Below are 25,253 nucleotides of genomic sequence, written 5' to 3' on the forward strand. Positions count from 1 at the left end.
GCGATTCAGAAGGCGACGCGCGCGGTGCGCAGCAACGCGGCAGTCTCAAAAAGGGGCAGACCCATGATACCCGAATGGGAACCGTCGATTCGCTCGATGAATTCGGCCGCGCGTCCCTGGATCGCGTAGGCGCCCGCCTTGCCGAACGGTTCGCGGGTGTCGACGTAGCGCTCGAAGGCGTCGCGCGGCGCGGCCGAAAAGCGCACCGACGAGCGCGACAGCGCGGGCGGCAGCAGTTCGCCGTCGGCGCCGACCACCGCGACGGCGGTCAGCACCTCGTGTTCGCGGCCTGCGAGGCGTGTCAGCATCGCGAGCGCGTCGTCGGCATCGGCCGGCTTGCCGAGGATCGCGCCGTCGATGGTCACCGTGGTGTCCGCAACCAGCACCGGCGCGGCTGGCTTGCCGCTGGCGACGAGACGCGCCCGCGCGGCCTCCGCCTTCGCGACGGTCACGCGCTGCACGTACGCATCGGCGGCTTCGCCGGGCAGCTCGGCTTCGAGCGCCTCCGCGTCCTCGTCGGGGCGCGGCAGCAGCAATTCGAAGCGCACGCCGATCTGCTGCAGCAGCTCCTGGCGGCGCGGGCTTTGCGAAGCGAGGTAAAGGGTCGGGAAAAGGGCAGGGGGCGTGCTGGACGGCATGGTGTCGTTATCTCGTTGAGCGCGCGCGGCGCGCGTCCCGAGGACGGCACGTCATGCGCGATGGTAGGGGTGATTCTGCGTGATGCTCCACGCGCGGTAAAGCTGTTCGGCGAGCAGCACGCGCACCATCCCGTGCGGCAGCGTCATGCTCGAGATGCGCAGCAGCAGGTCGGCGCGCGCCTTGAGTTCCGGATCGAGCCCGTCGGCACCGCCGATCACGAACGCGACGTCACGGCCGTCCTGCTGCCAGCCGGGCAGCGCCTGCGCGAGCTGCATGGTGGTCCAGTCGCGGCCGCGCTCGTCGAGCGCGACGATGCGCGCGCCCTTCGGCAGCGCGGCCTCGATCTTCTGCCGCTCGGCCGCCATCACGCTTTCCGCGCTGCGGCCGCCCGAACGCAGTTCGGGCTTGATCTCGCGCAGTTCGATGCGCAGCTCGGGCGGCATCCGCTTCGTGTATTCGTCGAAGCCGGACGCGATCCAGCCGGGCATCTTGTGGCCGACCGCGAGGATGAAAAGCTTCATCGGGACGACTCGCTGCGGCTCAGCGGCGGCGGGCAGCCGTCTTGCGCGCCGGGCGTGCGGGCGCTTCTTCCTCGTCGTCCTCTTCTTCGCTGGCGGTAGCGAGACCGTTCGGACCCTTGCCGCCGCCGAGCTTCATCCGCACGGGCTTGTCGCCCCAGATTTCCTCGAGGTTGTAGTACTGGCGCAGCGCCGGTTGCAGGATGTGCACGATCGCGTCGCCGCAGTCGACCAGCACCCATTCGCCGGTGTCTTCGCCCTCGGAGCTGACGATGTCGCCGCCGGCTTCCTTGACCTTGTCGCGCACGCTCGACGCGAGCGCCTTGGTCTGGCGGTTCGACGTGCCCGACGCGACGATCACGCGGTCGAACAGTTCGGTCAGGTGGCTGGTGTTGAACACCTTGATGTCTTGCGCCTTGATGTCTTCGAGAGCGTCGACGATCACGCGCTGCAGTTTGCGGATATCCATGGAATCAGGAATGGTAGAGACGATGTTGAAGAATATAGGCCCAGACGGCGGCCGGCACATGCTCGGCCGACGCATCGGGCATTTGCGCGTGACGCGCGATGCATTCGCGCAGGTGTGCGCGGATGTCGGTTGCGGCGATATCGAACGCCAGCGTCGTGTCGATCAGCAGGTGGCCGGCCGGCGTCGCTTTCAGCACGTCGGCACCGGCCTGCCGCCGCGCGATTTCCTGCGCGACGTCCGGCGGCGCCGCGCCGAGGTCGAAGCCCGGGCGCGTCGACGCGCACACGTGCGCGTAGTCGAACAGCTTGCGCCAGTCGCGCCACGTGTCGAGCCGCACCAGCTGGTCGGCGCCGATCAGCAGCGCCAGCGACGCATCGGGGCCGATCCGCTCGCGCCAGCGTGCGAGCGTCTCGACCGTATAGGTCGGCCCCGCGTGCTCGATCTCGTCGGTCGCGACGGTGACCGTCACGCCGGGCAGCGACAGCGAGCCGGCAGCGGCGCGGGTCATCGCGAGCCGATGTTCGGCGGCCGACACGTCGCGCTTCTGGTACGGCTGCCCGGCGGGCAGCAGCGCGAGTTCGGTCAGGCCGAGCACGTCGGCGAACCGGCGCGCGAGCGCGAGGTGGCCGTCGTGGATCGGGTCGAACGTGCCGCCCAGCAGGCCGATACGACGTGACAGCGGCTGCGGGGCGGGGCGGGTGGTGGTGTCCAGAAAAACGTGTCCTGTTCTTGAGGCGGCGGGGCGCGGCGGGCTCAGACCCAGTCGCGCGGCACGAGGAACTCGCTCAGGCGCGCTTCCGGCGAGCCCGGCTCGGGCTGCCAGTCGTAACGCCAGTGCGCGACCGGCGGCATCGACATCAGGATCGACTCGGTCCGGCCGCCGCTTTGCAGCCCGAACAGCGTGCCGCGGTCGAACACGAGGTTGAATTCGACGTAGCGGCCGCGCCGGTAAGCCTGGAAGTCGCGTTCGCGCTCGCCGTACGGCAGCGCGACACGGCATTCGACGATCGGCAGGTACGCGTTCAGGAACGCGTCGCCGACGCTTTGCATCATCTCAAACGAGCGTTCGAATCCGGGCTCGGAGAAATCGTCGAAGAAGATCCCGCCGATGCCGCGCGTCTCGTTGCGGTGCTTCAGGAAGAAATACTCGTCGCACCACGTCTTGAAGCGCGGGTAGAGCTCGGCGCCGAACGGATCGAGCGCGTCCTTGCAGGTCTGGTGGAAATGCCGCGCGTCGTCCTCGAACGGATAAACCGGTGTCAGATCCATGCCGCCGCCGAACCAGAAGATCGGCGCCTCGCCGGGCTTCGTCGCGATCAGCATCCGCACGTTCATGTGCACGGTCGGGCAGTACGGGTTGCGCGGATGCAGCACGAGCGACACGCCGAGCGCCTCGAAGCCGCGGCCGGCCAGCTGCGGGCGCGCGGCGCTCGCCGACGGCGGCAGCGCATCGCCGGCGACGTCGGAAAAACCGATCCCCGCGCGCTCGAACACGCGGCCGCCTTCGAGAATCCGCGTGCAGCCGCCGCCGCGCAGGCGTTCCTCGGGCCCGCGCTGCCACGCGTCGGTCGCGAGCGGCGTGCCGTCGAGCGCGCCGAGCGCGTCGGCGATGCGTGTCTGCAGGCCCTGGAGATACGTGCGCACGCGCGCCACGTCGTAGGTCGAATCGGTCATGTCTGGACTGGCTGCCCCCGCGCGAAGCGGGGGCCGTAAAAAAGGCATCTGCCGGGCATTCTATCGAACCCCGGCAGAGGAGGCCGCCGTTTGCGACGGCAAAGCGGCGGTCAGGGTGTTACGTGCTCTTGCGATTCAGCGCGCGGAAGCCGATGTCGCGGCGGTACTGCATGCCTTCGAAATTGATCTGGTTGATCGTGTCGTACGCATGCTGCTGCGCTTCGCGCACCGAATCGGCGAGGCCGACCACGCACAGCACACGGCCGCCGGACGTCGTCAGCTTGTCGCCGTCGAGCGTCGTGCCCGCATGGAACGTCACGGCCTGCTCGGTCTCGGCCGGGATCCCGTTGATGCGGTCGCCCTTGCGCGGCGCGTCCGGATAGCCGTGCGCGGCCAGCACGACGCCGAGCGCGGTGCGGCGGTCCCAGTCGAGCTCGACCGTGTCGAGCGTGCCCGCGATCGCCTGTTCGACGACCTTCGAGAAATCGCTCTTCAGGCGGGCCATGATCGGCTGCGTCTCGGGGTCGCCCATCCGGCAGTTGAATTCCAGCGTGCGCGGATTGCCTTCCTTGTCGATCATCAGGCCCGCATACAGGAAGCCCGTGAAGCGGATGCCGTCCTTCTCCATCCCGCGCACCGTCGGCATGATGATTTCGCGCATCACGCGTGCGTGCATCTGCGGCGTGACGATCGGCGCGGGCGAGTAGGCGCCCATGCCGCCCGTGTTCGGGCCGCGGTCCTCGTCGAGCAGGCGTTTGTGGTCCTGGCTCGAAGCCAGCGCCAGCGCGTGCTTGCCGTCGACCATCACGATGAAGCTCGCTTCCTCGCCATCGAGGAATTCCTCGATCACGACGCGCGCGCCGGCGTCGCCCAGCTTGTTGCCCGACAGCATCATGTCGACCGCGGCATGCGCTTCTTCCAGCGTCATCGCGACGACGACGCCCTTGCCGGCCGCGAGGCCGTCGGCCTTCACGACGATCGGCGCGCCTTTCGCGTCGAGGTACGCGTGCGCGGCGGCCGCGTCGGAGAAGGTTTCGTAGTCGGCGGTCGGGATGCCGTGGCGCTTCATGAACGCCTTCGCGAAATCCTTCGAGCTTTCGAGTTGCGCGGCTTCGCGGGTCGGGCCGAATACCTTGAGGCCGCGCGCGCGGAACAGGTTGACGATGCCGGCCGCGAGCGGCGCTTCCGGCCCGACGAGCGTGAACGCGACGCCTTCGCTTTCCGCGAAATCGGCCAGCGCGTCGAGCGACGTGATGTCGACGTTCTTCAGACGCTCGTCCTGCGCCGTGCCGCCATTGCCGGGCGCGACGTAGACCATCTGGACGCGCGGCGACTGCGCGAGCTTCCACGCCAGTGCATGTTCGCGACCGCCGGAACCGACGACGAGTAGTTTCATGGGATTCCCCGCAGACTAGAAAACAGGGCGGCCGGCACGCTCAGGCGCGCCGGCCGCGAAATCGGTCGGGCCGCCGTCGCAACGCTGCGCACGGCGGCCGGCATCTCATTCCTCGACGATGACGGCGTTCGTATACACCTCCTGCACGTCGTCGAGGTTCTCGAGCGCGTCCAGGAGCTTCTGCATCTTCGCCGCATCGTCGCCGGTAAATTCGACTTCGTTCTGCGGCTTCATCGTCACTTCGGCGAGTTCGGCCTTGAAGCCCGCGGCTTCGAGCGCGTCCTTCACTGCCGAGAACGCCTGCCAGTCGCACAGCACTTCGATCGAGCCGTCGTCGTTCGTGCTGACGTCGTCCGCGCCGGCTTCGAGCGCCGCTTCCATCAGCGCGTCTTCCGACGTGCCGGGCGCGAACAGGAACTGGCCGACGTGATCGAACATGAACGCGACCGAACCGTCGGTGCCCATGTTGCCGCCGAACTTCGAGAATGCGTGACGGACTTCCGCGACCGTGCGGGTGCGGTTGTCGGTCAGCGTGTCGACGATGATCGCCGCGCCGCTGATGCCGTAGCCTTCATAACGGATTTCTTCGTAGTTCGCGCCGTCCGCGCCGCCGACGCCGCGGTCGATCGCGCGCTTGACGTTGTCCTTCGGCATGTTCGCGTCGGCCGCCTTGTCGACCGCGAGACGCAGGCGCGGGTTCGAACTCGCGTCGCCGCCGCCGAGGCGGGCCGCGACCTGGATTTCCTTGATCAGTCGGGTCCAGATCTTGCCGCGCTTCGCGTCGGCTGCTGCCTTCTTATGCTTGATGTTGGCCCATTTCGAATGACCAGCCATACCTTTCTCCGTGCCCGGGCGCGCTGCGCGGGCGATTGTGCCAATGTGTCGTTGAATCGGCGGCCGTCTGGGCGGGCATGAAGCCGCGGGGCCGCGCGTGTCGAGTGGAACGTGATTTTATCACGCGGCGACCGTCGCTTCGGGGCCGCCGCGCATGGCCGAACGGCCGGGCGGGCCGTTGCGGCGTGCCGGGCCGCGCGGCCCGGCGTCGTCGTATGTCAGTTCTTGGTGCCGAACAGGCGGTCGCCCGCGTCGCCCAGGCCCGGCACGATGTACGCATGCTCGTTCAGGTGCGAGTCGAGCGACGCGACGAACAGCTTCACGTCCGGGTGCGCGTCCTGGAACACCTGCACGCCCTCGGGCGCGGCGACCAGCGCGACGAACATGATGTTCGCGGCCGGCACGTTGCGGCGCTTGAGCACGTCGACCGCGTGCACGGCCGAATAGCCGGTCGCGACCATCGGGTCGCACAGGATGAAGATGCGATCCTCGAGATCGGGCAGGCGCACCAGGTATTCGACCGGGCGGTGATCTTCCGCGCGGTACACGCCGATGTGGCCGACGCGCGCGGACGGCACCAGGTCGAGCAGGCCGTCCGACATCCCGATGCCGGCGCGCAGCACGGGCACGATCGCGAGCTTCTTGCCCGCGATCACCGGCGCGTCGACCGCCACCAGCGGGGTTTCGACCCGCTTGGTCGTGATCGGCAGGTTGCGGGTGATCTCGTAGCCCATCAGCAGCGTGATCTCGCGCAGCAGTTCGCGGAACGTGCGCGTCGACGTGTCCTTGTCGCGCATGTGGGTCAGCTTGTGCTGGATCAGCGGGTGATCGGTGATGAAGAGATTCGGGAAACGGCTGTCCTGTTTCATGACGGGGTGCCTTGGCGGCAAAAGGGGATCGGGGGCGGCGCCGGCGCCAGGCCGGCCGCCGCTCATGGCCGCAATTTTACCAAGGCGCGCCACGTGATCCGGATATTATCGACGTCTCACGACAATCCGCGCGCCGTGTTCGCCCGCTCGCCTGCGTTCGCGACCGTTCGCCCGCCCGGCGAACCGGCCTGCGACCCGTCGGCGACCGGCCCGTCCGGCGCGCGTCGCCATAAAGGAATCGACGATGGATCTCGGCATCGCAGGAAAGACCGCGCTCGTGTGCGCGGCGAGCAAGGGGCTCGGGCGCGGCTGCGCGGAAGCGCTGGCCGCCGAGGGCGTGAACCTCGTGATCGTCGCGCGCACGCGCGACACGCTGGAGGAAACCGCGGAGGAGATCCGCGCCGGGTCGAACGTGTCGATCACCGCCGTCGCCTGCGACATCACGACGCCCGACGGCCGCGCGGCCGCGCTCGCCGCGTGCCCGCAGCCGGACATTCTCGTGACGAATGCCGGCGGGCCGCCGCCCGGCGATTTCCGCGATTTCTCGCACGACGACTGGATCCGCGCGCTCGAGTCGAACATGCTGACGCCGATCGAGCTGATCCGCGCGACCGTCGACGGGATGATCGGCCGCGGCTTCGGCCGGATCGTCAACATCACGAGCTCGGCCGTGAAGGCGCCGATCGACGTGCTCGCGCTGTCGAACGGCGCGCGCTCGGGGTTGACCGGCTTCGTCGCGGGGCTGTCGCGCAAGGTCGCGGGGCAGGGCGTGACGATCAACAACCTGCTGCCCGGGCTGTTCGACACCGACCGGATCGCGACGACGCTCGCCGCGTCGGCGAAGGCGCAGGGCGTGAGCGTCGACGAGATGCGCGCGCGGCGCGCGAAGGAAATCCCGGCCGGGCGCCTCGGCACGCGCGCCGAATTCGGCGCGGCGTGTGCGTTCCTCTGCAGCGTGCATGCCGGCTATATCACCGGGCAGAACTGGCTGCTCGACGGCGGCGCGTATCCGGGCACGTTCTGACGCGCGCACCGCCGTTCACACATACGACAACAATCGACCCACGAAGGAAACGGAGATGAGCAAACCCCGCATCGCACTGATTGCGCACGACGCGAAGAAGGACGAGATCGTCGCGCTCGCGGGCCAGTACCGCGCGACGCTCGCGCAATGCCGGCTGGTCGCGACGGGCACGACGGGCGGCCGCATCGCCGCCGCGCACGGGCTCGAGGTCGAGCGCAAGCTGTCGGGGCCGCAAGGCGGCGACCTGCAGATCGGTGCTGAGCTGGCCGAAGGCCGCGTCGACATCGTCGTGTTCCTGCGCGACCCGATGACCGCGCAGCCGCACGACCCGGACATCACCGCGCTGGTGCGCGCATGCGACGTGCACGACGTGCCGGTCGCGACGAATGTCGCGACCGCGCGGATGTTGCTCGACGATCTGGCGCGCAACATGCAGGACGTTTGCTAGGCGTTCGGCACGCGTGAGTGTGCGTGCTTGCCGCCATCTGTCGTGTGGATGACATGTGACGGATGGCGGTGAGCGTTGATAGCGCCGAAACAGGCGCGGATTGCGATGCCCGAGATCGCGGCCGGTCGCTCATCGTAACGACCAGAACCACACGGTTGATGCAGCCCAGTAGCAATCCGAACTGCAGAGGGCGCGGGCGCCATCGATCAGGTCGATGTGTCCGCCGCGGCCGTTCATGTATCCGGGGATGTTCCAGAAGGCCACGACGCCCTTTCTGGCGGCAATGCCGGTCGTCGCATCGTCTCGCCGGAACACTTCAGCCTTGCCGAAATAGGCCGGCTCCGCCAGCATGTTGGCCAGCCTCGCCTGGCCGGCTTCAATTCGCCGTCCACGGTGCGGCCCCTTCTGAATGACGAGGCCGCCGCGCAATGTCATTCCGCTCTTGACGAGTGCCAGGCTGATCCGAATGGCGCACGTATTTGCATACGCCGGATTGGCGACCAGGTCTTGCCAGCCGAGCTCCTCGTATAGCGCTTCCCTGGATACCGTCCTGTTGTCCGGATAGTGGCTGTTCAGTAATGAGAAGTGTGGTTTCAAGCAGATCGTCCCCGATCAACGGCACGGATATTTCTGCTGCAGGATGCGGGTGATCAGGCCTGCTGCGTTTGTGCGCAGCGCATCGTTCGGCAGTTTTCGAAGACCGCCGATCACTTCCGAATCGATCTCTCCGGATTTGAGGCGCCCGTTGTCGCACCAGTCCTTGCCTTCGGTCATGTCGGCCACGCCGGCCAGATAACCGGTCATGACGTGGCGCTCGGCGTCGGCGTACGGATTGTTGTCCGTACGGCTGATGCCGTTGAGCAGCCGCGCACCGTCGACGCGTGGGAGCGCGGCTCCGTTCACGATGCCGATACCTGCCGACAACGATGCGAAAACAAATGCATGGCGGATGAAAAGGGCGTTCATGGCATGGGGTTCGTGAATTCGGCGCAAAGCAAAATAGCACGCTCACCGTCCCGGGAATCTCCATGGACCGCATGATTTCGCGGGGGACCGCACGGTGCAATGGGTGGCGACGCTTTGCCATCGCTGAATGGACAGCCATTCGTCCGACCCGAAGATGATTCCTTGAACGTGGCGAAATGTTACACGTGGGGCACGCGCCGCACCGAGACGAGCGCAAGGTCGCGACGGATCGGATGGCGCACCATCCGCCGGAATGCACGTCACGTGCCGATCGTCTTTCGCGAAGACCCTACGGTCGTGAAGGGATTGCCGCGGCGTGCAGCACGAGCGCGCGCGACGCGCGAAAATCACGCGCAGTGTCCCGCGTCTGCCCGCCTCGCCATTCGGGGGCAGCGACGTATTTGCCGAACCGAATTTCCAGACAAGCGAGGAGCGAAACGATGCCGAAAGCAATCCGATACGACCAGGCAGGCGGCCCGGACGTGATGAAGTGGGTCGACGTCGAGGTCAGCGAGCCGCAGGCGGGCCAGGTCCGCGTCAAGCAGCATGCGGTCGGGCTCAACTATATCGACGTGTATTTCCGCACCGGCCTCTATCCGCAGCCGTTGCCCGCCGGGCTCGGGATGGAGGCGGCCGGCGAGGTGACGGCGGTCGGCGATGACGTGACCGCGTTCAAGCCCGGCGACCGCGTCGCCTATGTGTGGTCGTCGCCCGGCGCGTACGCGCAGGAGCGCGTGCTGCCCGCCGACCGCCTCGTCAAGCTGCCGGACGGCATCAGCTACGACGCAGCGGCGTCGGTGATGCTGCAGGGCCTGACCGCACACTACCTGCTGCGCCGCACGTATCCGGTCAAGGCCGGCGACACGATCCTGATCCATGCCGCGGCGGGCGGCGTCGGCCTGCTGGTCTGCCAGTGGGCGAAGGCGCTCGGCGCAACGGTGATCGGCACGGTCGGCTCCGACGAGAAGGCCGAACTCGCGAAAGCGCACGGCTGCGACCACCCGATCGTCTACACGCGCGAGAATTTCACGCAGCGCGTGAGGGCGATCACGAACGATGCGCTCGTGCCGGTCGTCTACGATTCGATCGGCAAGGACACCTACATCGGTTCGCTCGACTGCCTCGCGCCGCTCGGGCTGTTCGTCAGCTTCGGCAACGCGTCGGGCCCGCTGCCGCCGATCGACTCGAAGGAGCTCTCGTCGCGCGGTTCGCTGTTCTTCACGCGGCCGACGCTGTTCTCGTACATCGCGAAGCGCGCCGATCTCGAAGCCGCGGCCGCCGAGCTGTTCGACGTGATCCTGTCGGGCAAGGTGAAGACGAGCATCAACCAGCGCTATCCGCTCGCGGAAGTCGGCCGCGCGCATGCCGACCTCGAGTCGCGCAAGACGACCGGCTCGACGATCCTAATTCCCTGACGTATCCCTTCGCGCCGGCACCACGCCGGCGCGCACCCTGGCGGGCGGCGACGGTCGCCGTCGGTCCAGTCTTTGTCTCGACCGACGTTCGGTCCGCTGTTCCGCCCGCTGTCCCGCCGCTGTTCCGCCCGCCGTCCCCCGCCGTCCGCCGCCGCACGCGTTTACGCGTTTTTTATGCCGGCCCGATGACCTTTGACCCGTCCTTTACGCGCGTTCCCATAAGGTTCTAGTCGTCCGATTTCGACGACGGAGAACACAAAAATGGATGGGGTTTTCATCGGCGCACTGGTGCTGTTCACAGCGCTGATCCTCGGTTTGCTTGCCGGTTGCGAGACGCTCGCGCAATACGGCCGCGGGGGGCGCGCATGACCTGGATGCTTTGGCTGGCGGGTGCCTCGACGGCCCTGCTGTTCGCGTATCTCGTCTTTGCGCTGCTGCGCGCGGAGGACATCGAATGAACGCGAACAACCTGTTGCAGACGCTGCTGTTCATCGTCGTGCTGCTTGCGGCGGCCGTGCCGGTCGCGCGCTACCTGACGGCCGTGATGGACGGCAGCTCGCGCGTCGTGCGCGTGTTCGGACCGCTCGAGCGCGTGCTGTACCGCATCGCCGGCGTCGACGCCGGCACCGAGATGACCTGGAAGCGCTACGCGGTCGCCACGATCGCATTCAACGCGCTCGGCGCGCTGTTTCTCTACGGCCTGCTGCGCCTGCAGGGTTTCCTTCCCGGCAATCCGCAGCAGTTCGGCGCGATGACGACTGACGGCGCATTCAACACGGCCGTCAGCTTCGTCACCAACACGAACTGGCAGGACTACACGCCCGAGCAGACCGTCAGCTACCTGACGCAGATGCTCGGCCTGACGGTGCAGAACTTCCTGTCGGCCGCGACCGGCATCGTCGTCGTGATCGCGCTGATCCGCGGCTTTGCGCGTCACACCGCGCAGACGATCGGCAACTTCTGGGTCGACCTCACGCGCGTGACGCTGTACGTGCTCGTGCCGATGGCGGCGCTCGTCGCCGCGCTGTTGATGAGCCAGGGCGTGATCCAGAACATGAAGTCCTACCAGGACGTGCCGGTGCTGCAGACGAGCACCTATGCTGCGCCGAAGCTCGACGCGCAGGGCAACCCGGTGAAGGACGACAAGGGTAACGCGGTCACGGTGCCGACGCAGCTGACGAAGCAGACACTCGCGATGGGCCCGGTCGCGTCGCAGGAAGCGATCAAGATGCTCGGCACCAACGGTGGCGGCTTCTTCAACGCGAACTCCGCGCATCCGTACGAGAACCCGACGCCGTTCGCCAACTTCGTTCAGATCTTCGCGATCCTGATCATTCCAGCGGCGCTGTGCCTCGTGTTCGGCCGGATGATCGGCGACCGCCGGCAGGGCATCGCGGTGCTCGCGGCGATGACGGTCGCGTTTGCGGTCGCGATCGGCGTCGAGGTGAGCGCCGAGCAGGCCGGCAACCCGGCGCTCGCCGCGCTGCACGTCGACCAGTCGACGAGCGCGCTGCAGCCGGGCGGCAACATGGAAGGCAAGGAAACGCGCTTCGGCATTGCGCAGACCGGCATCTTCACGGTCGCGACGACGGCCGCGTCGTGCGGCGCGGTCGACACGATGCACGATTCGCTGACGCCGCTCGGCGGTCTCGTGCCGATGCTGCTGATGCAGCTCGGCGAGGTGATCTACGGCGGTGTCGGGTCCGGTCTCTACGGGATGCTGGTGTTCGCGCTGCTCGCGGTGTTCGTCGCGGGCCTGATGATCGGCCGCACGCCGGAATACGTCGGCAAGAAGATCGAGTCGTACGAGATGAAGATGGTGTCGATCGTCGTGCTGCTCACGCCGCTGCTCGTCTTGGTCGGCACGTCGATCGCGGTGCTGGCCGACGCGGGCCGTGCCGGCATCGCGAACCCGGGCCCGCACGGCTTCTCGGAAATCCTGTACGCGTTCAGCTCGGCCGCGAACAACAACGGCAGCGCGTTCGCGGGCCTGACGGTCGGCACGCCGTTCTACAACTGGATGACCGCGATCGCGATGTGGTTCGGCCGCTTCGGCACGATCGTGCCGGTGCTGGCGATCGCCGGCTCGCTCGCCGCGAAGAAGCGCATCGCGGTGACGAGCGGCACGCTGCCGACCCACGGCCCGCTGTTCGTCGTGCTGCTGCTCGGCACCGTGATGCTGGTGGGCGCGCTGACCTACGTGCCGGCGCTCGCGCTCGGCCCGGGCGTCGAGCATCTGATGATGTGGCTGGGCGCATGACGCACGAGCGCATGGCGACACCTTGCAAAGACTGAAGAGATTGAAGAGATCGCAATGACTCAACATTCCGCAACACGGTCCATGTTCGATCCGGCGCTGCTGCGCCCGGCGATCGTGGATTCGTTCAAGAAACTCACGCCGCGCACGCAGTTCCGCAACCCGGTGATGTTCTGCGTGTACGTCGGCAGCATCCTGACCACGATCCTGTGGATCGCGGCGCTCGCCGGCCAGGCCGAGGCGCCGGCGGGCTTCATCCTCGCGATCGCGCTGTGGCTGTGGTTCACCGTGCTGTTCGCGAACTTCGCCGAAGCGCTCGCCGAAGGGCGCTCGAAGGCGCAGGCCGCGTCGCTGCGCAGCGCGAAGAAGGACGTGATGGCGAAGAAGCTCAACGAGCCGCATCCGAAGTCGCCGATCCGCATCACGACCGCGTCGGACTTGCGTAAAGGCGACGTCGTGCTGGTCGAGGCCGGCGACGTGATCCCGGCCGACGGCGAAGTCGTCGACGGCGTCGCGTCGGTCGACGAATCGGCGATCACCGGCGAATCCGCGCCGGTGATCCGCGAATCGGGCGGCGACTTCTCGTCGGTGACCGGCGGCACGCGCGTGCTGTCCGACTGGATCGTCGTGACGGTCACCGCGAACCCCGGCGAGGCGTTCCTCGACCGGATGATCGCGATGGTCGAGGGCGCGAAGCGCAAGAAGACGCCGAACGAGGTCGCGCTGACGATCCTGCTCGTCGCGCTGACGATCGTGATGCTGCTCGCGACCGCGACGCTGCTGCCGTTCTCGATGTTCTCGGTCGACGCGATGAAGGCCGGCCACGTGGTGACGATCACCGCGCTCGTCGCGCTGCTGGTGTGCCTGATCCCGACGACGATCGGCGGGCTGCTGTCGGCGATCGGCGTGGCCGGGATGAGCCGGATGATGCAGGCGAACGTGATCGCGACGTCGGGCCGCGCGGTGGAAGCGGCCGGCGACGTCGACGTGCTGCTGCTCGACAAGACCGGCACGATCACGCTCGGCAACCGCCAGGCGTCGATGTTCGTGCCCGCGCCGGGCGTGAGCGAGGAGGCGCTGGCCGATGCCGCGCAGCTGTCGTCGCTCGCCGACGAGACGCCGGAAGGCCGCAGCATCGTCGTGCTCGCGAAGGAACGCTTCAACATCCGCCAGCGCGACATGGCGCAGCTGCATGCGACCTTCCTCGGCTTCTCCGCGCAGACGCGGATGAGCGGCGTCGATCTCCCGGGTCGCGAGATCCGCAAGGGTGCGGCCGATGCGATCCGCCGCTACGTCGAGACGCACGGCAGCCGCTTCCCGGATGAAGTGCGCCGCGCGGTCGACGACGTCGCGCGCCGCGGCAGCACGCCGCTCGTCGTGGCCGACCTGCACGACGGCGTGGCGCGCGTGCTCGGCGTGATCGAGCTGAAGGACATCGTGAAGGGCGGTATCAAGGAGCGCTTCGCGGAACTGCGCAAGATGGGCATCAAGACCGTGATGGTGACGGGCGACAACCGGCTGACGGCCGCGGCGATCGCGGCGGAAGCGGGCGTCGACGACTTCCTCGCGGAAGCGACGCCGGAAACCAAGCTCGCGACGATCCGCGAGCACCAGGCGGCGGGGCGCCTCGTCGCGATGACGGGCGACGGCACCAACGACGCGCCGGCGCTCGCGCAGGCCGACGTGGCGGTGGCGATGAACACCGGCACGCAGGCGGCGAAGGAAGCCGGCAACATGGTCGACCTCGATTCGAACCCGACGAAGCTGATCGAGATCGTCGAAATCGGCAAGCAGATGCTGATGACGCGCGGGTCGCTGACGACGTTCTCGATCGCGAACGACATCGCGAAGTACTTCGCGATCATCCCGGCCGCGTTCGTGACGACGTACCCGCAACTGCGCGTGCTCGACATCATGCATTTGACGTCGCCGGCCTCCGCGATCCTGTCCGCGGTGATCTTCAACGCGCTGATCATCGTCGCGCTGATCCCGCTCGCGCTGAAGGGCGTCACCTACCGGCCGCTCGGCGCCGCGTCGCTGCTGCGCCGCAACCTGCTGGTGTACGGTCTCGGCGGCGTGCTGCTGCCGTTCCCGTTCATCAAGCTGATCGACATGACGCTCGCCGCGCTCGGCTGGGCCTGATGCGCCGCATTTGAAGGAACCCTCATGAAAACGTTGATTCGCCCGCTCGTCGTGATCTTTGTCGTCCTGACCGCCGTGACGGGGCTCGCCTATCCGGCCGTGATGACCGTGTTCGGCCAGGCCGTGTTTCCGTCGCAGGCGAACGGCAGCCTGATCGAGCAGGGCGGCCGCGCGGTCGGCTCCGCGCTGATCGGCCAGCAGTTCGACGCGCCGAAGTATTTCTGGGGCCGCCTGTCGGCCACGTCGCCGATGCCGTACAACGCGACCGGCTCCGGCGGCTCGAACCTCGGCCCGCTGAACCCGTCGCTCGCCGACCAGGTGAAGGCGCGCATCGCCGCGCTGCGCGACGCCGGCACCGACATGTCGAAGCCCGTGCCGGTCGACCTCGTGACGGCGTCGGCGAGCGGCCTCGATCCGGAGATCACGCCGGCCGCCGCCGCGTACCAGGTCGAGCGCGTCGCGAAGGCGCGCAACCTGACGGCCGACGCGGTCGCGCAGCTCGTCGCCGCGAACACGGCGGGCCGCCAGTTCGGCGTGCTCGGCGAGGCGCGCGTGAACGTGCTGAAGCTGAACCTCGCGCTCGACGCGGCGCAGGCCGCGCACTGAACGCGCGGCCGGGCTCCCGGCGCGGCAACCGGCGTGCGGCGCGGCCCGATCCGCGCCGCACGCGCTTGTCCGACGGCGCATGCGCCGTCTTTGCCTTTTGCGGCGATTTGGAACCACAATGACAGTACTCGTTCGCCATCCCGCGTTTCGCCTTCCTGACGCATGAACCGCCCCGATCCCGACCAACTCCTCGACAAGCTGCAGCGCGACGAAGAAAAGCAGCGGCGCGGCCAGCTGAAGATCTTCTTCGGCGCGTCCGCCGGCGTCGGCAAGACCTATGCGATGCTGCAGGCCGCGCGCCAGCGGCTGCAGGACGGCGTCGACGTCGTCGTCGGCATCGTCGAGACCCACGGCCGCGGCGAAACCGCCGCACTGCTCGACGGCCTCGACGTGCTGCCGCTCGCGCGCATCGAGTATCGCGGCCGCACGCTCGCCGAATTCGATCTCGACGGCGCGCTCGCGCGCGCGCCGCAGCTGATCCTCGTCGACGAACTCGCGCATTCGAACGTGCAGGGCGCACGGCACCTGAAGCGCTGGCAGGACGTCTACGAACTGCTCGACGCGGGCATCGACGTCTATACGACGGTCAACGTCCAGCATCTCGAAAGCCTGAACGACGTGGTCGGCGCGATTACCGGCATCCGCGTGTGGGAGACCGTGCCCGACCGCGTGTTCGACGCGGCCGACGAAGTCACGCTGGTCGACCTGCCGGCCGAGGAGCTGCTCGAGCGGATGCGCGACGGCAAGGTCTATCTCGCGCAGCAGGCCGAGCGCGCGGTGCGCAACTTCTTCCGCAAGGGCAACCTGATCGCGCTGCGCGAGCTGGCGCTGCGGCGCACGGCCGATCGCGTCGACGCGCAGATGCGCGAGTACCGCGCCGACCGTTCGATCCAGCGCATCTGGCAGGCGCGCGAGCGGCTGCTCGTGTGCGTCGGGCCGGGCCCCGAGGCGCCGACGCTCGTGCGCGCGGCCGCGCGGCTCGCGGCGAGCCTGAAGGCCGACTGGATCGCCGTGTACGTCGAGACGCCGCGGCTGCAGCGGCTGCCCGATGCGCGGCGGCAGCGCACGCTCGACGCGTTGAAACTCGCGGCCGAGCTCGGCGCGGAGACGGCCACGCTCGCGGGCGACGACGCGGTTGCCGCGCTGATCGGCTATGCGAAGGTGCGCAACGTGTCGAAGCTCGTCGCGGGCGGCTCGCCGAAGGTCGGGCTCGCGCGCCGCTTCGCGCGGCCGTTCGGCGAACAGCTCGCCGAACGCGCGGGCGACGTCGACCTGATGCTGATCCGCGCGTCGGCGAGCGACGAGGTGCGCGCGGCGCCGCTCGACGCGCGCGCACGCGACTGGCGCGACGCGTTCGCGCAATTCGGGTTGCGGCGTTCGCCGCCGCGCCACTACCTGTACGCCGCCGCGATCTGCGCGGCGATCACCGGTGTCGCGAGCGTCGTGTCCGAGCGGCTCGACCTCACGAACCTCGTGATGCTGTACCTGCTCGGCGTCGTGTTCTCGGCCGTGCGGCTCGGGCGCGGCCCGGGCGTGCTGCAGTCGTTCTTGTCGGTCGCCGCGTTCGATTTCTTCTTCGTGCCGCCGCGCATGTCGTTCTCGGTCAGCGACACGCAGTACCTGCTGACCTTCTTCGGGATGCTGCTGACGTCGCTCGTGATCAGCCACCTGACGTCGACGCTGACGCGCCAGGCGAGCATCGCGCAGCGCCGCGAGCGCCGCACCGGCGCGATCTACGCGATGGCGCGCGAGCTCGGCGCGGCGCTGACGACCGAGCAGATCGTCGAGATCGGCAGCCGCCACGTGGGCGAGGTGTTCCGCGCGCGCGTCGCGTTCCTGCTGCCCGACAGCGCGGACCAGGTGCGGCAGAAGATCGAGGAACCCGACGCGGCCGTCACGCTGACGGGCGCGGATCTCGACAGCGACGTCGGCCAGTGGGTGTACGACCAGCAGAAGCCGGCCGGCCGCGGCACCGACACGCTGCCCGCCGCCGCCGCGCTGTACCTGCCGCTGAAGGCGCCGATGCGCACGCGCGGCGTGCTCGCGGTCGCGTCGCGCGAGCCGCGCGAACTCGAGGTGCCCGAGCAGCAGCGGATGCTCGACGCGTTCGCCGCGCAGATCGCGCTTGCGCTCGAACGCGTGCACTACGTCGAGATCGCGCGCGACGCGCTCGTCAACATGGAATCCGAGCGGCTGCGCAACTCGCTGCTGTCGGCGATCTCGCATGACCTGCGCACGCCGCTCACGACGATCGTCGGCTTTTCGTCGATGCTCGCGAACGGTCGCGCGGCCGCGCAGGACGGCGACGCCGCGGCGGCCGAACGCTTCGCGCAGCGCGAGGGCGAGCTGGTCGACGCGATCCACGACGAGGCGCTGCGGATGACGGGCATCGTCACCAACCTGCTCGACATGGCGCGGCTGCAGGCCGGCAGCCTGCAGCTCAAGCGCCAGTGGTCGCTGCTCGAGGAAACCGTCGGCGCCGCGCTCGCCGCGTGCAAGCGCGTGCTCGCGCGGCATCCGGCGCGCGTGTCGCTGCCGGCCGACCTGCCGCTCCTGCAGATGGACGCGGTGCTGATGGAGCGGCTGTTCACCAACCTGTTCGAGAACGCGGCGAAATACACACCGGCCGACGCGCCGATCGACATCGGCGCCGAACGCGTGACCGACGACGGCCAGCCCTTCGTGCGCGTGCACGTCGACGATCACGGCCCGGGCCTGCCGGCCGGGATGGAAACGCGGATCTTCGACAAGTTCACGCGCGGCGAGAAGGAATCGGCGACGCCGGGCATCGGGCTCGGCCTCGCGATCTGCCGCGCGATCGTCGAGGCGCATGGCGGTAGAATCGGCGCGCTCAACCGTATCGCGCCCGACGGCCGCGTGACGGGCGCGCGCTTCTGGTTCACGCTGCCGGTCGACACGCCGCCGGCCGTGCCTGCCGTACCCGACGACGAAATCGACGTGCCCGGCGCGTCGTCTCCCTCCGAGCCATTGCCAGACCATGAGTGAACCGAGCCTGACCGTCGTCCTGATCGAGGACGAAAAACAGATCCGCCGCTTCGTGCGCGCCGCGCTCGAAGAGGAGGACATCGCCGTGTTCGAGGCGGAGACGGGCAAGCAGGGATTGATCGACGCGGCGACCCGCAAGCCCGATCTCGTGATCGTCGACCTCGGCCTGCCCGACACCGACGGCCTCGACGTGATCCGCGAGCTGCGCGGCTGGTCCGAGGTGCCGGTGATCGTGCTGTCCGCGCGCACCCAGGAAGAGGAGAAGGTCGCCGCGCTCGATGCCGGCGCCGACGACTACCTGACCAAGCCGTTCGGCGTGTCCGAGCTGCGCGCGCGGATCCGCGCGCAACTGCGCCGGCGCAACCAGGGCGGCGCGAACGAGTCGCCGAAGGTGAGCTTCGGCACGGTGAGCGTCGATCTCGCGCTGCGCCAAGTGTGGCGCGACGGCGAGATCGTGCACCTGACGCCGCTCGAGTACCGGCTGCTCGCGACGCTCGTGCGGCACGCGGGGCGCGTGCTCACGCATCGCCAGCTGCTGCGCGACGTGTGGGGGCCGTCGCACGTCGAGAGCCATCACTATCTGCGCATCTACATGGCGCACCTGCGCCAGAAGCTCGAGCGCGATCCCGCGCAGCCCGAGCATATCGTCACCGAAACGGGAGTCGGCTACCGGCTCGTCGGCGCTGCGTGACGTCCGCGGCGTGCCGCGCGAAGCGGCCGGAATGCAAGGCCGCACGCCGGTGAAGTTGCATCGGCGCGACATTGCCGCCGCATGCGCCGGCCGCGCACACCGGCCACGGATTCCCCGCTATGCTGACCGTTCCGCGAACGAAATCGAGGAGCGTGCAATGTCCGTCCGTCTGGTCGTCATCTGTGCGCTGGCGCTCGCTGCGCCCGGCGCGTTTGCCCAGCCGCTGCCGCCCGGGCAGCAGCCTTCGGCGCCGCAACAGGCGCTCGCCAATCCCGCGTCGGTCAACTGCGCGAAGCTCGGCGGCCGCCACGTGATCCGCAACCTGTCGAGCGGGCAGGTCGGCATGTGCGTGTTCAAGGACGGCCGGGTGTGCGACGAATGGGCGCTGTACCGCGACGACCGCTGCGTGGGCGGCGGCGGCGCCAAACGCGTGTCGAACTGAGACCGGGCGCGGCCGGGCGGCGGCGCGCGGGCCATGCGTCGCAGCGATCCCCCCGTTCGCCCCCGGCCGGCGCATCCGGCATGCCCGTAAGCGTCTTGTTATACTCGGCGCCGCCCGGGGACGACCCCGGGCCATTCGCTTCAACGGGGACGGCCCCATCCGATCCGGAGTACGTCGAGATGGCGTGGGTATGGTTGTTGATCGCCGGTTTGCTGGAAGTGGCCTGGGCGGCCGGCATGAAATCGTCCGAGGGTTTCACGAAGCTCGGACCGTCGGTGGTGACGATCGTGGCGGCGCTCGCCAGCTTCGGGCTGCTCGCGGTCGCGATGCGCCAGTTGCCGCTCGGCACCGCGTATGCGGTATGGACGGGCATCGGCGCGGTCGGCGCGTTCGTGTTCGGGATCGTGATGATGGGCGAGGCGCTCACCGCCGCCCGCGTCGCGAGCGCGTCGCTGATCGTGCTCGGGCTGATCGGCCTGAAGCTGTCGTCGGCTGCGTGACGCCGCCGCGCCGGCCGGCGCCCGCCCCCGGCCGTGACGCACTGCGGAATTGCGGCGGCCCGCCTGCCAGCCTGTCTATAATGGAACGCATTCGGGCCTGAATGCCGCTGCGCCGTTCCCGGCAGGCGGCACCGGTTGCCACGCGCCGCGCGGCCGGTCATACCGACTCGATCCGATCAATCGGCAAAGCGCACGAAAAGTGCAAGGAGAGGGCCATGATCGAAGCCATTTCGCTCGGCGCGGGGCTCGCGTGGGCGAGCGGGCTGCGCCTTTACCTGACGGTGCTGATCGCCGGCGTGCTCGCGCGGGTCGGCTGGCTCCATCTGCCCGACACGCTGGCGGTCCTGACGTCGCCGTGGGTCATCGGCGCCGCCGCCGTGCTCGCCGTCACCGAATTCCTTGCCGACAAGATTCCCGCGTTCGATTCGCTGTGGGACGCGGTCCACACCTTCATCCGCATTCCGGCCGGCGCGGTGCTGGCCGCCGGTGCGCTCGGCCATGCCGACCCGACCGTGCTCGCGGTCGCCGGGCTGGCCGGCGGCTCGCTCGCCGGTGCCGCGCACGTCGCGAAGGCCGGCACGCGCGCGCTGATCAACCTGTCTCCCGAGCCGATCTCGAACTGGGTCGCATCGTCCACCGAAGACGGCCTCGTGTTCGGCGGCCTCGCACTCGCGTTCTTCGTTCCGCTTGCGTTCCTCGTGCTGCTCGCGGCGTTCATCGCGGCATCGGCCTGGGCGCTGCCGCGTCTGTGGCGCGGCGTGTCGGGCGGCTTCCGCGGGATGGCGAACCACATGGTGTCGCGGCTCAACTCGATCGGGGGCAAGCGCGATTGAAGGCGCCGTCAACCGCCGAGCGGCAGCGTCCTGACCCTTCGCCGGCCGGGCGGCCCGGCCATGCCGGCCGCTTCGGCTGGCACGACCTGATCCGCCAGGCCGCACGGATGACCGCACGCGACTGGCGTGCCGGCGAACTGACGCTGCTGGTGCTCGCGCTGGTGCTCGCGGTCGCCGCGCTGACGAGCGTCGGTTTCCTCGCCGACCGGTTGCGCCAGGGGCTTGAGCGCGACGCGCGCCAGATGCTCGGCGCCGATTTCGTCGTGCGTGCCGACCATCCCGTCGATCCGTCGTTCGATCGCGAGGCGCGCGCACTCGGCCTGCGCACCGCGACGACCGCGATCTTCCCGAGCATGATCGCGTCGGCCGCCGGCCGGCAGGCGAGCGACGCGGCGCCCGCGCGCCTCGCGGCCGTGAAGGCCGTGTCGCCCGGCTATCCGCTGCGCGGCGCGGTCGAGATCGTGCCGGCCGGCGCCGCCGCCGCGCACAAGGCGGCCGCGATTCCCGCGCCCGGCACCGTGTGGGCCGATCCCGCGCTGCTCGATGCATTGGATCTGAAGGTCGGGGATACCGTGCGTGTCGGGTTGCGCACGTTCACGGTCGCCGCGTCGATCTCCCGCGAACTCGATCGCGGCTTCTCGTTCGTCAATTTCTCGCCGCGGCTGATGATGCGCGCGGACGAGCTTGCCGCGACCGGGCTCACCGGCTACGGCAGCCGCGTCACGTACCGGCTGCTGGTCGCCGGCGACCCGGCGGCCGTCGCGCGCTTCGAGGCCTATGCGCACGGGCGCGTCGACGGCGGCAAGCTGCGCGGCGTCGGTCTCGAATCGCTGCAGGAAGGCCAGCCGCAAGTGCGCCAGACGCTCGATCGTGCGCGCCATTTCCTGACGCTCGTCGCGCTCCTGACCGCATTGCTCGCGGCGGTCGCGATCGCGATGGCCGCCCAGCGCTACATGCGGCGCCATCTGGACGGCTGCGCGACGATGCGCTGCCTCGGCGTGAGCCGGCGCACGCTCGGCGCGCTGTTCGCGCTCGAATTCGCCGGCCTCGGCATCGTCTCGGGTGTCGCCGGCGCGGCGCTCGGCTACGGCGGCCACTGGGCGCTCCTGGCGGCGCTCGGCGGCCTGATCGACGTCGCGCTGCCGCCGCCGACGCTGTGGCCCGCGCTCGTCGGCATCGGCACCGCGCTCGTGCTGCTGCTCGGCTTCGCGTTGCCGCCGCTCGCGCCGCTCACGCGCGTGCCGCCGGTGCGCGTGCTGCGGCGCGACTGGGGCGACGCGTCGCGCACCGCGTGGGCCGCGTATGCGCTCGGCGTCGTGCTGTTCGCGGGGCTGCTGATCGTCGCGGCGGGCAACCTGAAGCTCGGGCTGATCGTCACGGGCGGGTTCGCCGGTGCCCTGGTCGGGTTCTCGCTGATCGCGCGGCTCGTGCTGTACGCGGCGGCGCGCGCGGTGCGCGATGCGCGCGTGGCGGCGGGCATCGGCTGGCGCTATGCGCTCGCGTCGCTGCACCGGCGCGGCACGGCGAGCGCGCTGCAGATCACCGCGCTCGCGCTGGGCCTGATGTGCCTGCTGCTGATCGCGATCACGCGCAACGATCTCGTCGCCGGTTGGCGGCAGTCGATGCCGCCCGATGCACCGAACCAGTTCCTGATCGACATCCAGCCCGACCAGCGCGACGACGTCGCGGCGTGGCTCGCCGCGCACGGCGTGCGCGATGCGGTGCCCGCGCCGACGGTGCGCGGCCGGCTCGTCGCGATCAACGGCAAGCCGGTGAACCCGCAAGCGTATCCGTCCGACGAGGCGCGCCGGCTCGTCGATCGCGAGTTCAACCTGTCGTATACGACCGAGCTGCCGCCCGACAACCGGATCGTCGCAGGCGACTGGTTCGGCAATTCGGCCAGCCCGCAGATCTCGATCGAGGCCGGGCTGGCGCAGACGCTGAACGTGAAGCCTGGCGACACGCTGCGCTTCGACGTGACGGGGCTGACGGTCGATGCGCCGATCACCAGCGTGCGCAAGCTCGACTGGGGCACGTTCCGCGTCAACTTCTTCGTGCTGATGCCGCCTCCGGTGCTGAAGGATTTCCCGGCCGTCTACCTGACGAGCTTCCACCAGCCGGCCGAGCAGGCGGCGCTGCTCGATCCGCTGATCGCGCGCTACCCGAACCTGACCGCGATCGACATCGCGCCGATCCTCGCGCAGCTGCAACGGATGATGCTGCAGGTGGTCGGCGCGGTGCAGTTCCTGTTTGCGTTCACGCTCGCGGCGGGCGTGCTGGTGCTGTACACGGCGCTGGCCGGCTCGCGCGACGAGCGCGTGCGCGAGGCCGCGCTGCTGCGCGCGCTCGGCGCGTCGCGCGCGCAGGTCAATGCGGTGCAGCGCGCGGAATTCATCGTCGTCGGCGCGCTGGCCGGCGCACTGGCTGCGGCGGGGGCGATCGCGGTCGGCTGGGTGCTCGCGTCGCGCGTGTTCGAGTTCCGGCTCGCCGTCGATCCGTGGCTCGTGCCGGCCGGCATCGCGGCCGGCGTCGCGTGCGCCGGTGCGGCCGGCTGGCTGAGCCTGCATAATGTGTTGCGGCGCCCGGCGCTGCAGTCGCTGCGCGACGCTTGAGCGTCGCCGGCGGCCCCGACTATCCCGTTTCCGATTATCCGTATGACCGATGTGAATGATGAAGCGCCGTCGCAGCCGACGGCGTTCGAGCTCGTGGGCGGCGAAGCCCGCGTGCGCGAGATGGTGGACCGTTTTTACGACCTGATGGACCTCGAGCCCGAGTTCGCGGAGATTCGCGCGCTGCATCCGGCGTCGCTCGACGGCTCGCGCGACAAGCTGTTCTGGTTCCTGTGCGGCTGGCTCGGCGGCCCCGATCACTACATCAGCCGGTTCGGCCATCCGCGGCTGCGCGCCCGGCACCTGCCGTTCCCGATCGCGTCGGTCGAGCGCGATCAGTGGCTGCGCTGCATGGCGTGGGCGATGGAGGACGTCGGGTTGCCCGAGCCGCTGCGCGAACGGCTCATGCATTCGTTCTACGACACGGCCGACTGGATGCGCAACCGGCCCGGTTGATCGACCGGTACGCCGCTGTCCGGACGCTGGGCGAACTGCGTCTGGGCGGCCGGCGCGGTGCGGCGCGACACTGGTCGTTTCCCCATCGATACGAGGTTCGCCCGATGATGACCCAGGCCCTGTTTCGCGACGATGCCTATCTGACGCAGTGCGAGGCCGTCGTCGCGGCCGTCGGCGAAGACGGCATCCGGCTCGACCGCACCGTGTTCTATCCGCTCGGCGGCGGGCAGGCCGGCGACAGCGGCACGCTGACGCTGCCCGACGGCAGCACGATCGCGATCGTCGACACGCGCAAGGCGAAGTTCGAAGGCGCAACGCCCGACGATGCCGTGCACGTGCCCGAGGCGGGCCAGGAAGCGCGCGTCGCGGCGCTCGCACCCGGCGCGCGCGTGGTCGCGGACATCGACTGGCTGCGCCGCTACCGGCGCATGCGATTGCATACGGCCGCCCACCTGATGTGCGCGGTGCTGCCTTACCCGGTCGACGGCTGCAGCGTGACGGCCGACTACGTGCGGCTCGATTTCGCGACGTCGGACACGATCGACCGCGTCGACGTCGAGCGCCGTCTCGCGGAACTGGTCCACGGCGCGCATGCGGTCACGACCGAATGGATCACCGACGCGGAGATGGCCGAGCGCCCCGAACTCGTGCGCACGATGAGCGTGAAGCCGCCGCTGGGGCTGGGCCGCGTACGGCTGCTGCGCATCGAAGGTGTCGATCTGCAGCCGTGCGGCGGCACGCATGTGCGCAATACGTCGGAAATCGGCGACCTGCGGGTCGCCAGACTTGAAAAGAAGAGTGCGCGGACACGGCGCCTCGTGCTGGAGTTTGCATGACGATCGACAACCTGACGGACAGCGCCGCGGCGCTCGATCCGCAAGCGCGCGAGATTCTCGATTTCTGGTTCGGCGAACCGGATTCGGCGGCGTTCGGCCATGCGCGCAAGGTGTGGTTCAACGGCGGCGCGGCGTTCGACGACGTGCTTCGTACGCGCTACGGTGCGTTGCTCGACGCCGCGTGCGACGGCGCGTGCGATCACTGGGCCGACACGCCGCTCGGCGCGCTCGCGCTGATCGTGGTCCTCGACCAGTTCTCGCGCAACATTCACCGCGGCACGCCGCGCGCGTTCGCCGCCGATCCGAGAGCGCTGGCGCTCGCGCGGCGCGTCGTCGCGGCCGGGTGGGACGCGCAGTTGCCGAGCGGCCATCACCGCGCGTTTGCGTACCTGCCGTTCGAACATGACGAGTCGGACGCGAGCCAGCGCGAGGCCGTGCGCCTGTGCGCTGGCATTCGCGGCGAGGCCGGGTGTGCGAGCTATCACGACTTCGCGTTGCGTCATGCGGCCGTGATCGGGCGTTTCGGCCGTTTTCCGCACCGGAACGCGATTCTCGGCCGTGCATCGACCGATGCGGAGGCGGCATTCCTGCGCGAGCCCGGCTCGTCGTTTTGACGGGCGGGG

General features: G+C 69.2%; 26 protein-coding genes. 16 read left to right on the plus strand and 10 right to left on the minus strand.

The window, feature by feature from the left end; all coding sequences use genetic code 11:
- Positions 1–5: 5 nt before the first annotated feature.
- The 8 genes from DIE12_RS14270 to upp all read right to left on the minus strand — a co-directional run bounded on the left by DIE12_RS14270 (position 6) and on the right by upp (position 6,399).
- Positions 6–638, minus strand: a complete 633-nt coding sequence (locus DIE12_RS14270) for a nucleoside triphosphate pyrophosphatase (protein ID WP_124487210.1) — start codon at positions 636–638, stop codon at positions 6–8.
- Between the two features lie 51 nt (positions 639–689).
- Positions 690–1,160: a 23S rRNA (pseudouridine(1915)-N(3))-methyltransferase RlmH gene (gene rlmH, locus DIE12_RS14275; protein ID WP_044844705.1), complete on the minus strand. Its 471-nt coding sequence runs from the start codon at positions 1,158–1,160 to the stop codon at positions 690–692.
- Between the two features lie 19 nt (positions 1,161–1,179).
- On the minus strand, positions 1,180–1,626 hold the full coding sequence (gene rsfS / locus DIE12_RS14280) for a ribosome silencing factor (RefSeq protein ID WP_044844704.1): 447 nt from the start codon (positions 1,624–1,626) through the stop codon (positions 1,180–1,182).
- A gap of 4 nt (positions 1,627–1,630) precedes the next feature.
- Positions 1,631–2,338 (minus strand): nicotinate-nucleotide adenylyltransferase, encoded by a 708-nt coding sequence (locus tag DIE12_RS14285; protein WP_082088490.1) that lies wholly within the window; start codon positions 2,336–2,338, stop codon positions 1,631–1,633.
- Between the two features lie 41 nt (positions 2,339–2,379).
- Positions 2,380–3,300 carry an oxygen-dependent coproporphyrinogen oxidase gene (gene hemF, locus DIE12_RS14290; RefSeq protein ID WP_124487211.1) on the minus strand — a complete coding sequence of 307 codons (921 nt, stop codon included), beginning with the start codon at positions 3,298–3,300 and terminating at the stop codon, positions 2,380–2,382.
- Between the two features lie 118 nt (positions 3,301–3,418).
- Positions 3,419–4,696, minus strand: coding sequence for a phosphoribosylamine--glycine ligase (gene purD / locus DIE12_RS14295; protein WP_124487212.1), 1,278 nt, complete (start codon positions 4,694–4,696; stop codon positions 3,419–3,421).
- Between the two features lie 105 nt (positions 4,697–4,801).
- Positions 4,802–5,530, minus strand: a complete 729-nt coding sequence (locus DIE12_RS14300; RefSeq protein ID WP_044844700.1) for a YebC/PmpR family DNA-binding transcriptional regulator — start codon at positions 5,528–5,530, stop codon at positions 4,802–4,804.
- 218 nt (positions 5,531–5,748) lie between these two features.
- Positions 5,749–6,399, minus strand: coding sequence for a uracil phosphoribosyltransferase (upp, locus tag DIE12_RS14305; protein WP_006478229.1), 651 nt, complete (start codon positions 6,397–6,399; stop codon positions 5,749–5,751).
- 244 nt (positions 6,400–6,643) lie between these two features.
- Here upp and DIE12_RS14310 point away from each other — a divergent pair, with 244 nt between their 5' ends.
- Together DIE12_RS14310 and DIE12_RS14315 are read left to right on the plus strand one after the other, a co-directional pair.
- On the plus strand, positions 6,644–7,423 hold the full coding sequence (locus DIE12_RS14310) for an SDR family oxidoreductase (RefSeq protein WP_044844699.1): 780 nt from the start codon (positions 6,644–6,646) through the stop codon (positions 7,421–7,423).
- A 55-nt stretch (positions 7,424–7,478) separates the two neighbouring features.
- A complete protein-coding gene (locus tag DIE12_RS14315) occupies positions 7,479–7,871 on the plus strand; it encodes a methylglyoxal synthase (protein WP_044844698.1) in 393 nt (130 codons plus the stop codon).
- Between the two features lie 129 nt (positions 7,872–8,000).
- On the opposite strand, the gene DIE12_RS14320 is transcribed toward DIE12_RS14315, so the two are convergent.
- Complete coding sequence (locus tag DIE12_RS14320) at positions 8,001–8,468, minus strand: T6SS effector amidase Tae4 family protein (protein ID WP_044844697.1); 468 nt, start codon at positions 8,466–8,468, stop codon at positions 8,001–8,003.
- 15 nt (positions 8,469–8,483) lie between these two features.
- A complete protein-coding gene (locus tag DIE12_RS14325; protein WP_124487214.1) occupies positions 8,484–8,837 on the minus strand; it encodes a Rap1a/Tai family immunity protein in 354 nt (117 codons plus the stop codon).
- A 440-nt stretch (positions 8,838–9,277) separates the two neighbouring features.
- On the opposite strand from DIE12_RS14325, the gene DIE12_RS14330 reads away from it, so the two are divergent.
- The 14 genes from DIE12_RS14330 (at position 9,278) to DIE12_RS14395 (ending at position 25,244) form a co-directional block, all read left to right on the plus strand.
- On the plus strand, positions 9,278–10,252 hold the full coding sequence (locus tag DIE12_RS14330; RefSeq protein WP_124487215.1) for a quinone oxidoreductase: 975 nt from the start codon (positions 9,278–9,280) through the stop codon (positions 10,250–10,252).
- 365 nt (positions 10,253–10,617) lie between these two features.
- Positions 10,618–10,710 (plus strand): K(+)-transporting ATPase subunit F, encoded by a 93-nt coding sequence (gene kdpF / locus DIE12_RS14335; RefSeq protein WP_006752209.1) that lies wholly within the window; start codon positions 10,618–10,620, stop codon positions 10,708–10,710.
- Positions 10,707–12,512, plus strand: coding sequence for a potassium-transporting ATPase subunit KdpA (gene kdpA / locus DIE12_RS14340; RefSeq protein WP_124522471.1), 1,806 nt, complete (start codon positions 10,707–10,709; stop codon positions 12,510–12,512). Before kdpF ends, kdpA begins: the two co-directional genes overlap by 4 nt.
- 54 nt (positions 12,513–12,566) lie before the next feature.
- Positions 12,567–14,651 carry a potassium-transporting ATPase subunit KdpB gene (gene kdpB / locus DIE12_RS14345; protein ID WP_124522472.1) on the plus strand — a complete coding sequence of 695 codons (2,085 nt, stop codon included), beginning with the start codon at positions 12,567–12,569 and terminating at the stop codon, positions 14,649–14,651.
- A gap of 24 nt (positions 14,652–14,675) precedes the next feature.
- A complete protein-coding gene (gene kdpC / locus DIE12_RS14350) occupies positions 14,676–15,257 on the plus strand; it encodes a potassium-transporting ATPase subunit KdpC (protein ID WP_124522474.1) in 582 nt (193 codons plus the stop codon).
- A gap of 162 nt (positions 15,258–15,419) precedes the next feature.
- Positions 15,420–18,263 (plus strand): sensor histidine kinase KdpD, encoded by a 2,844-nt coding sequence (locus DIE12_RS14355; protein ID WP_124522476.1) that lies wholly within the window; start codon positions 15,420–15,422, stop codon positions 18,261–18,263.
- Complete coding sequence (gene kdpE / locus DIE12_RS14360; RefSeq protein WP_040127870.1) at positions 18,256–18,954, plus strand: two-component system response regulator KdpE; 699 nt, start codon at positions 18,256–18,258, stop codon at positions 18,952–18,954. Before DIE12_RS14355 ends, kdpE begins: the two co-directional genes overlap by 8 nt.
- Positions 18,955–19,111: 157 nt before the next feature.
- Positions 19,112–19,396: a DUF333 domain-containing protein gene (locus DIE12_RS14365; protein WP_124522478.1), complete on the plus strand. Its 285-nt coding sequence runs from the start codon at positions 19,112–19,114 to the stop codon at positions 19,394–19,396.
- A 179-nt stretch (positions 19,397–19,575) separates the two neighbouring features.
- On the plus strand, positions 19,576–19,896 hold the full coding sequence (gene sugE, locus DIE12_RS14370) for a quaternary ammonium compound efflux SMR transporter SugE (protein WP_044844689.1): 321 nt from the start codon (positions 19,576–19,578) through the stop codon (positions 19,894–19,896).
- A 215-nt stretch (positions 19,897–20,111) separates the two neighbouring features.
- Positions 20,112–20,729: a DUF4126 domain-containing protein gene (locus DIE12_RS14375; RefSeq protein ID WP_040144699.1), complete on the plus strand. Its 618-nt coding sequence runs from the start codon at positions 20,112–20,114 to the stop codon at positions 20,727–20,729.
- Positions 20,730–20,836: 107 nt separating this feature from the next.
- Positions 20,837–23,341 carry an ABC transporter permease gene (locus DIE12_RS14380; RefSeq protein WP_124522504.1) on the plus strand — a complete coding sequence of 835 codons (2,505 nt, stop codon included), beginning with the start codon at positions 20,837–20,839 and terminating at the stop codon, positions 23,339–23,341.
- A gap of 42 nt (positions 23,342–23,383) precedes the next feature.
- A complete protein-coding gene (locus DIE12_RS14385) occupies positions 23,384–23,794 on the plus strand; it encodes a group II truncated hemoglobin (protein WP_044844686.1) in 411 nt (136 codons plus the stop codon).
- 104 nt (positions 23,795–23,898) lie between these two features.
- Positions 23,899–24,630 (plus strand): alanyl-tRNA editing protein, encoded by a 732-nt coding sequence (locus DIE12_RS14390; RefSeq protein WP_124487219.1) that lies wholly within the window; start codon positions 23,899–23,901, stop codon positions 24,628–24,630.
- Positions 24,627–25,244 (plus strand): DUF924 family protein, encoded by a 618-nt coding sequence (locus DIE12_RS14395; RefSeq protein WP_044844684.1) that lies wholly within the window; start codon positions 24,627–24,629, stop codon positions 25,242–25,244. Before DIE12_RS14390 ends, DIE12_RS14395 begins: the two co-directional genes overlap by 4 nt.
- Positions 25,245–25,253: the final 9 nt, after the last annotated feature.

The sequence above is a fragment of the Burkholderia sp. Bp9015 genome, assembly GCF_003853505.1.
GTDB lineage: Bacteria > Pseudomonadota > Gammaproteobacteria > Burkholderiales > Burkholderiaceae > Burkholderia.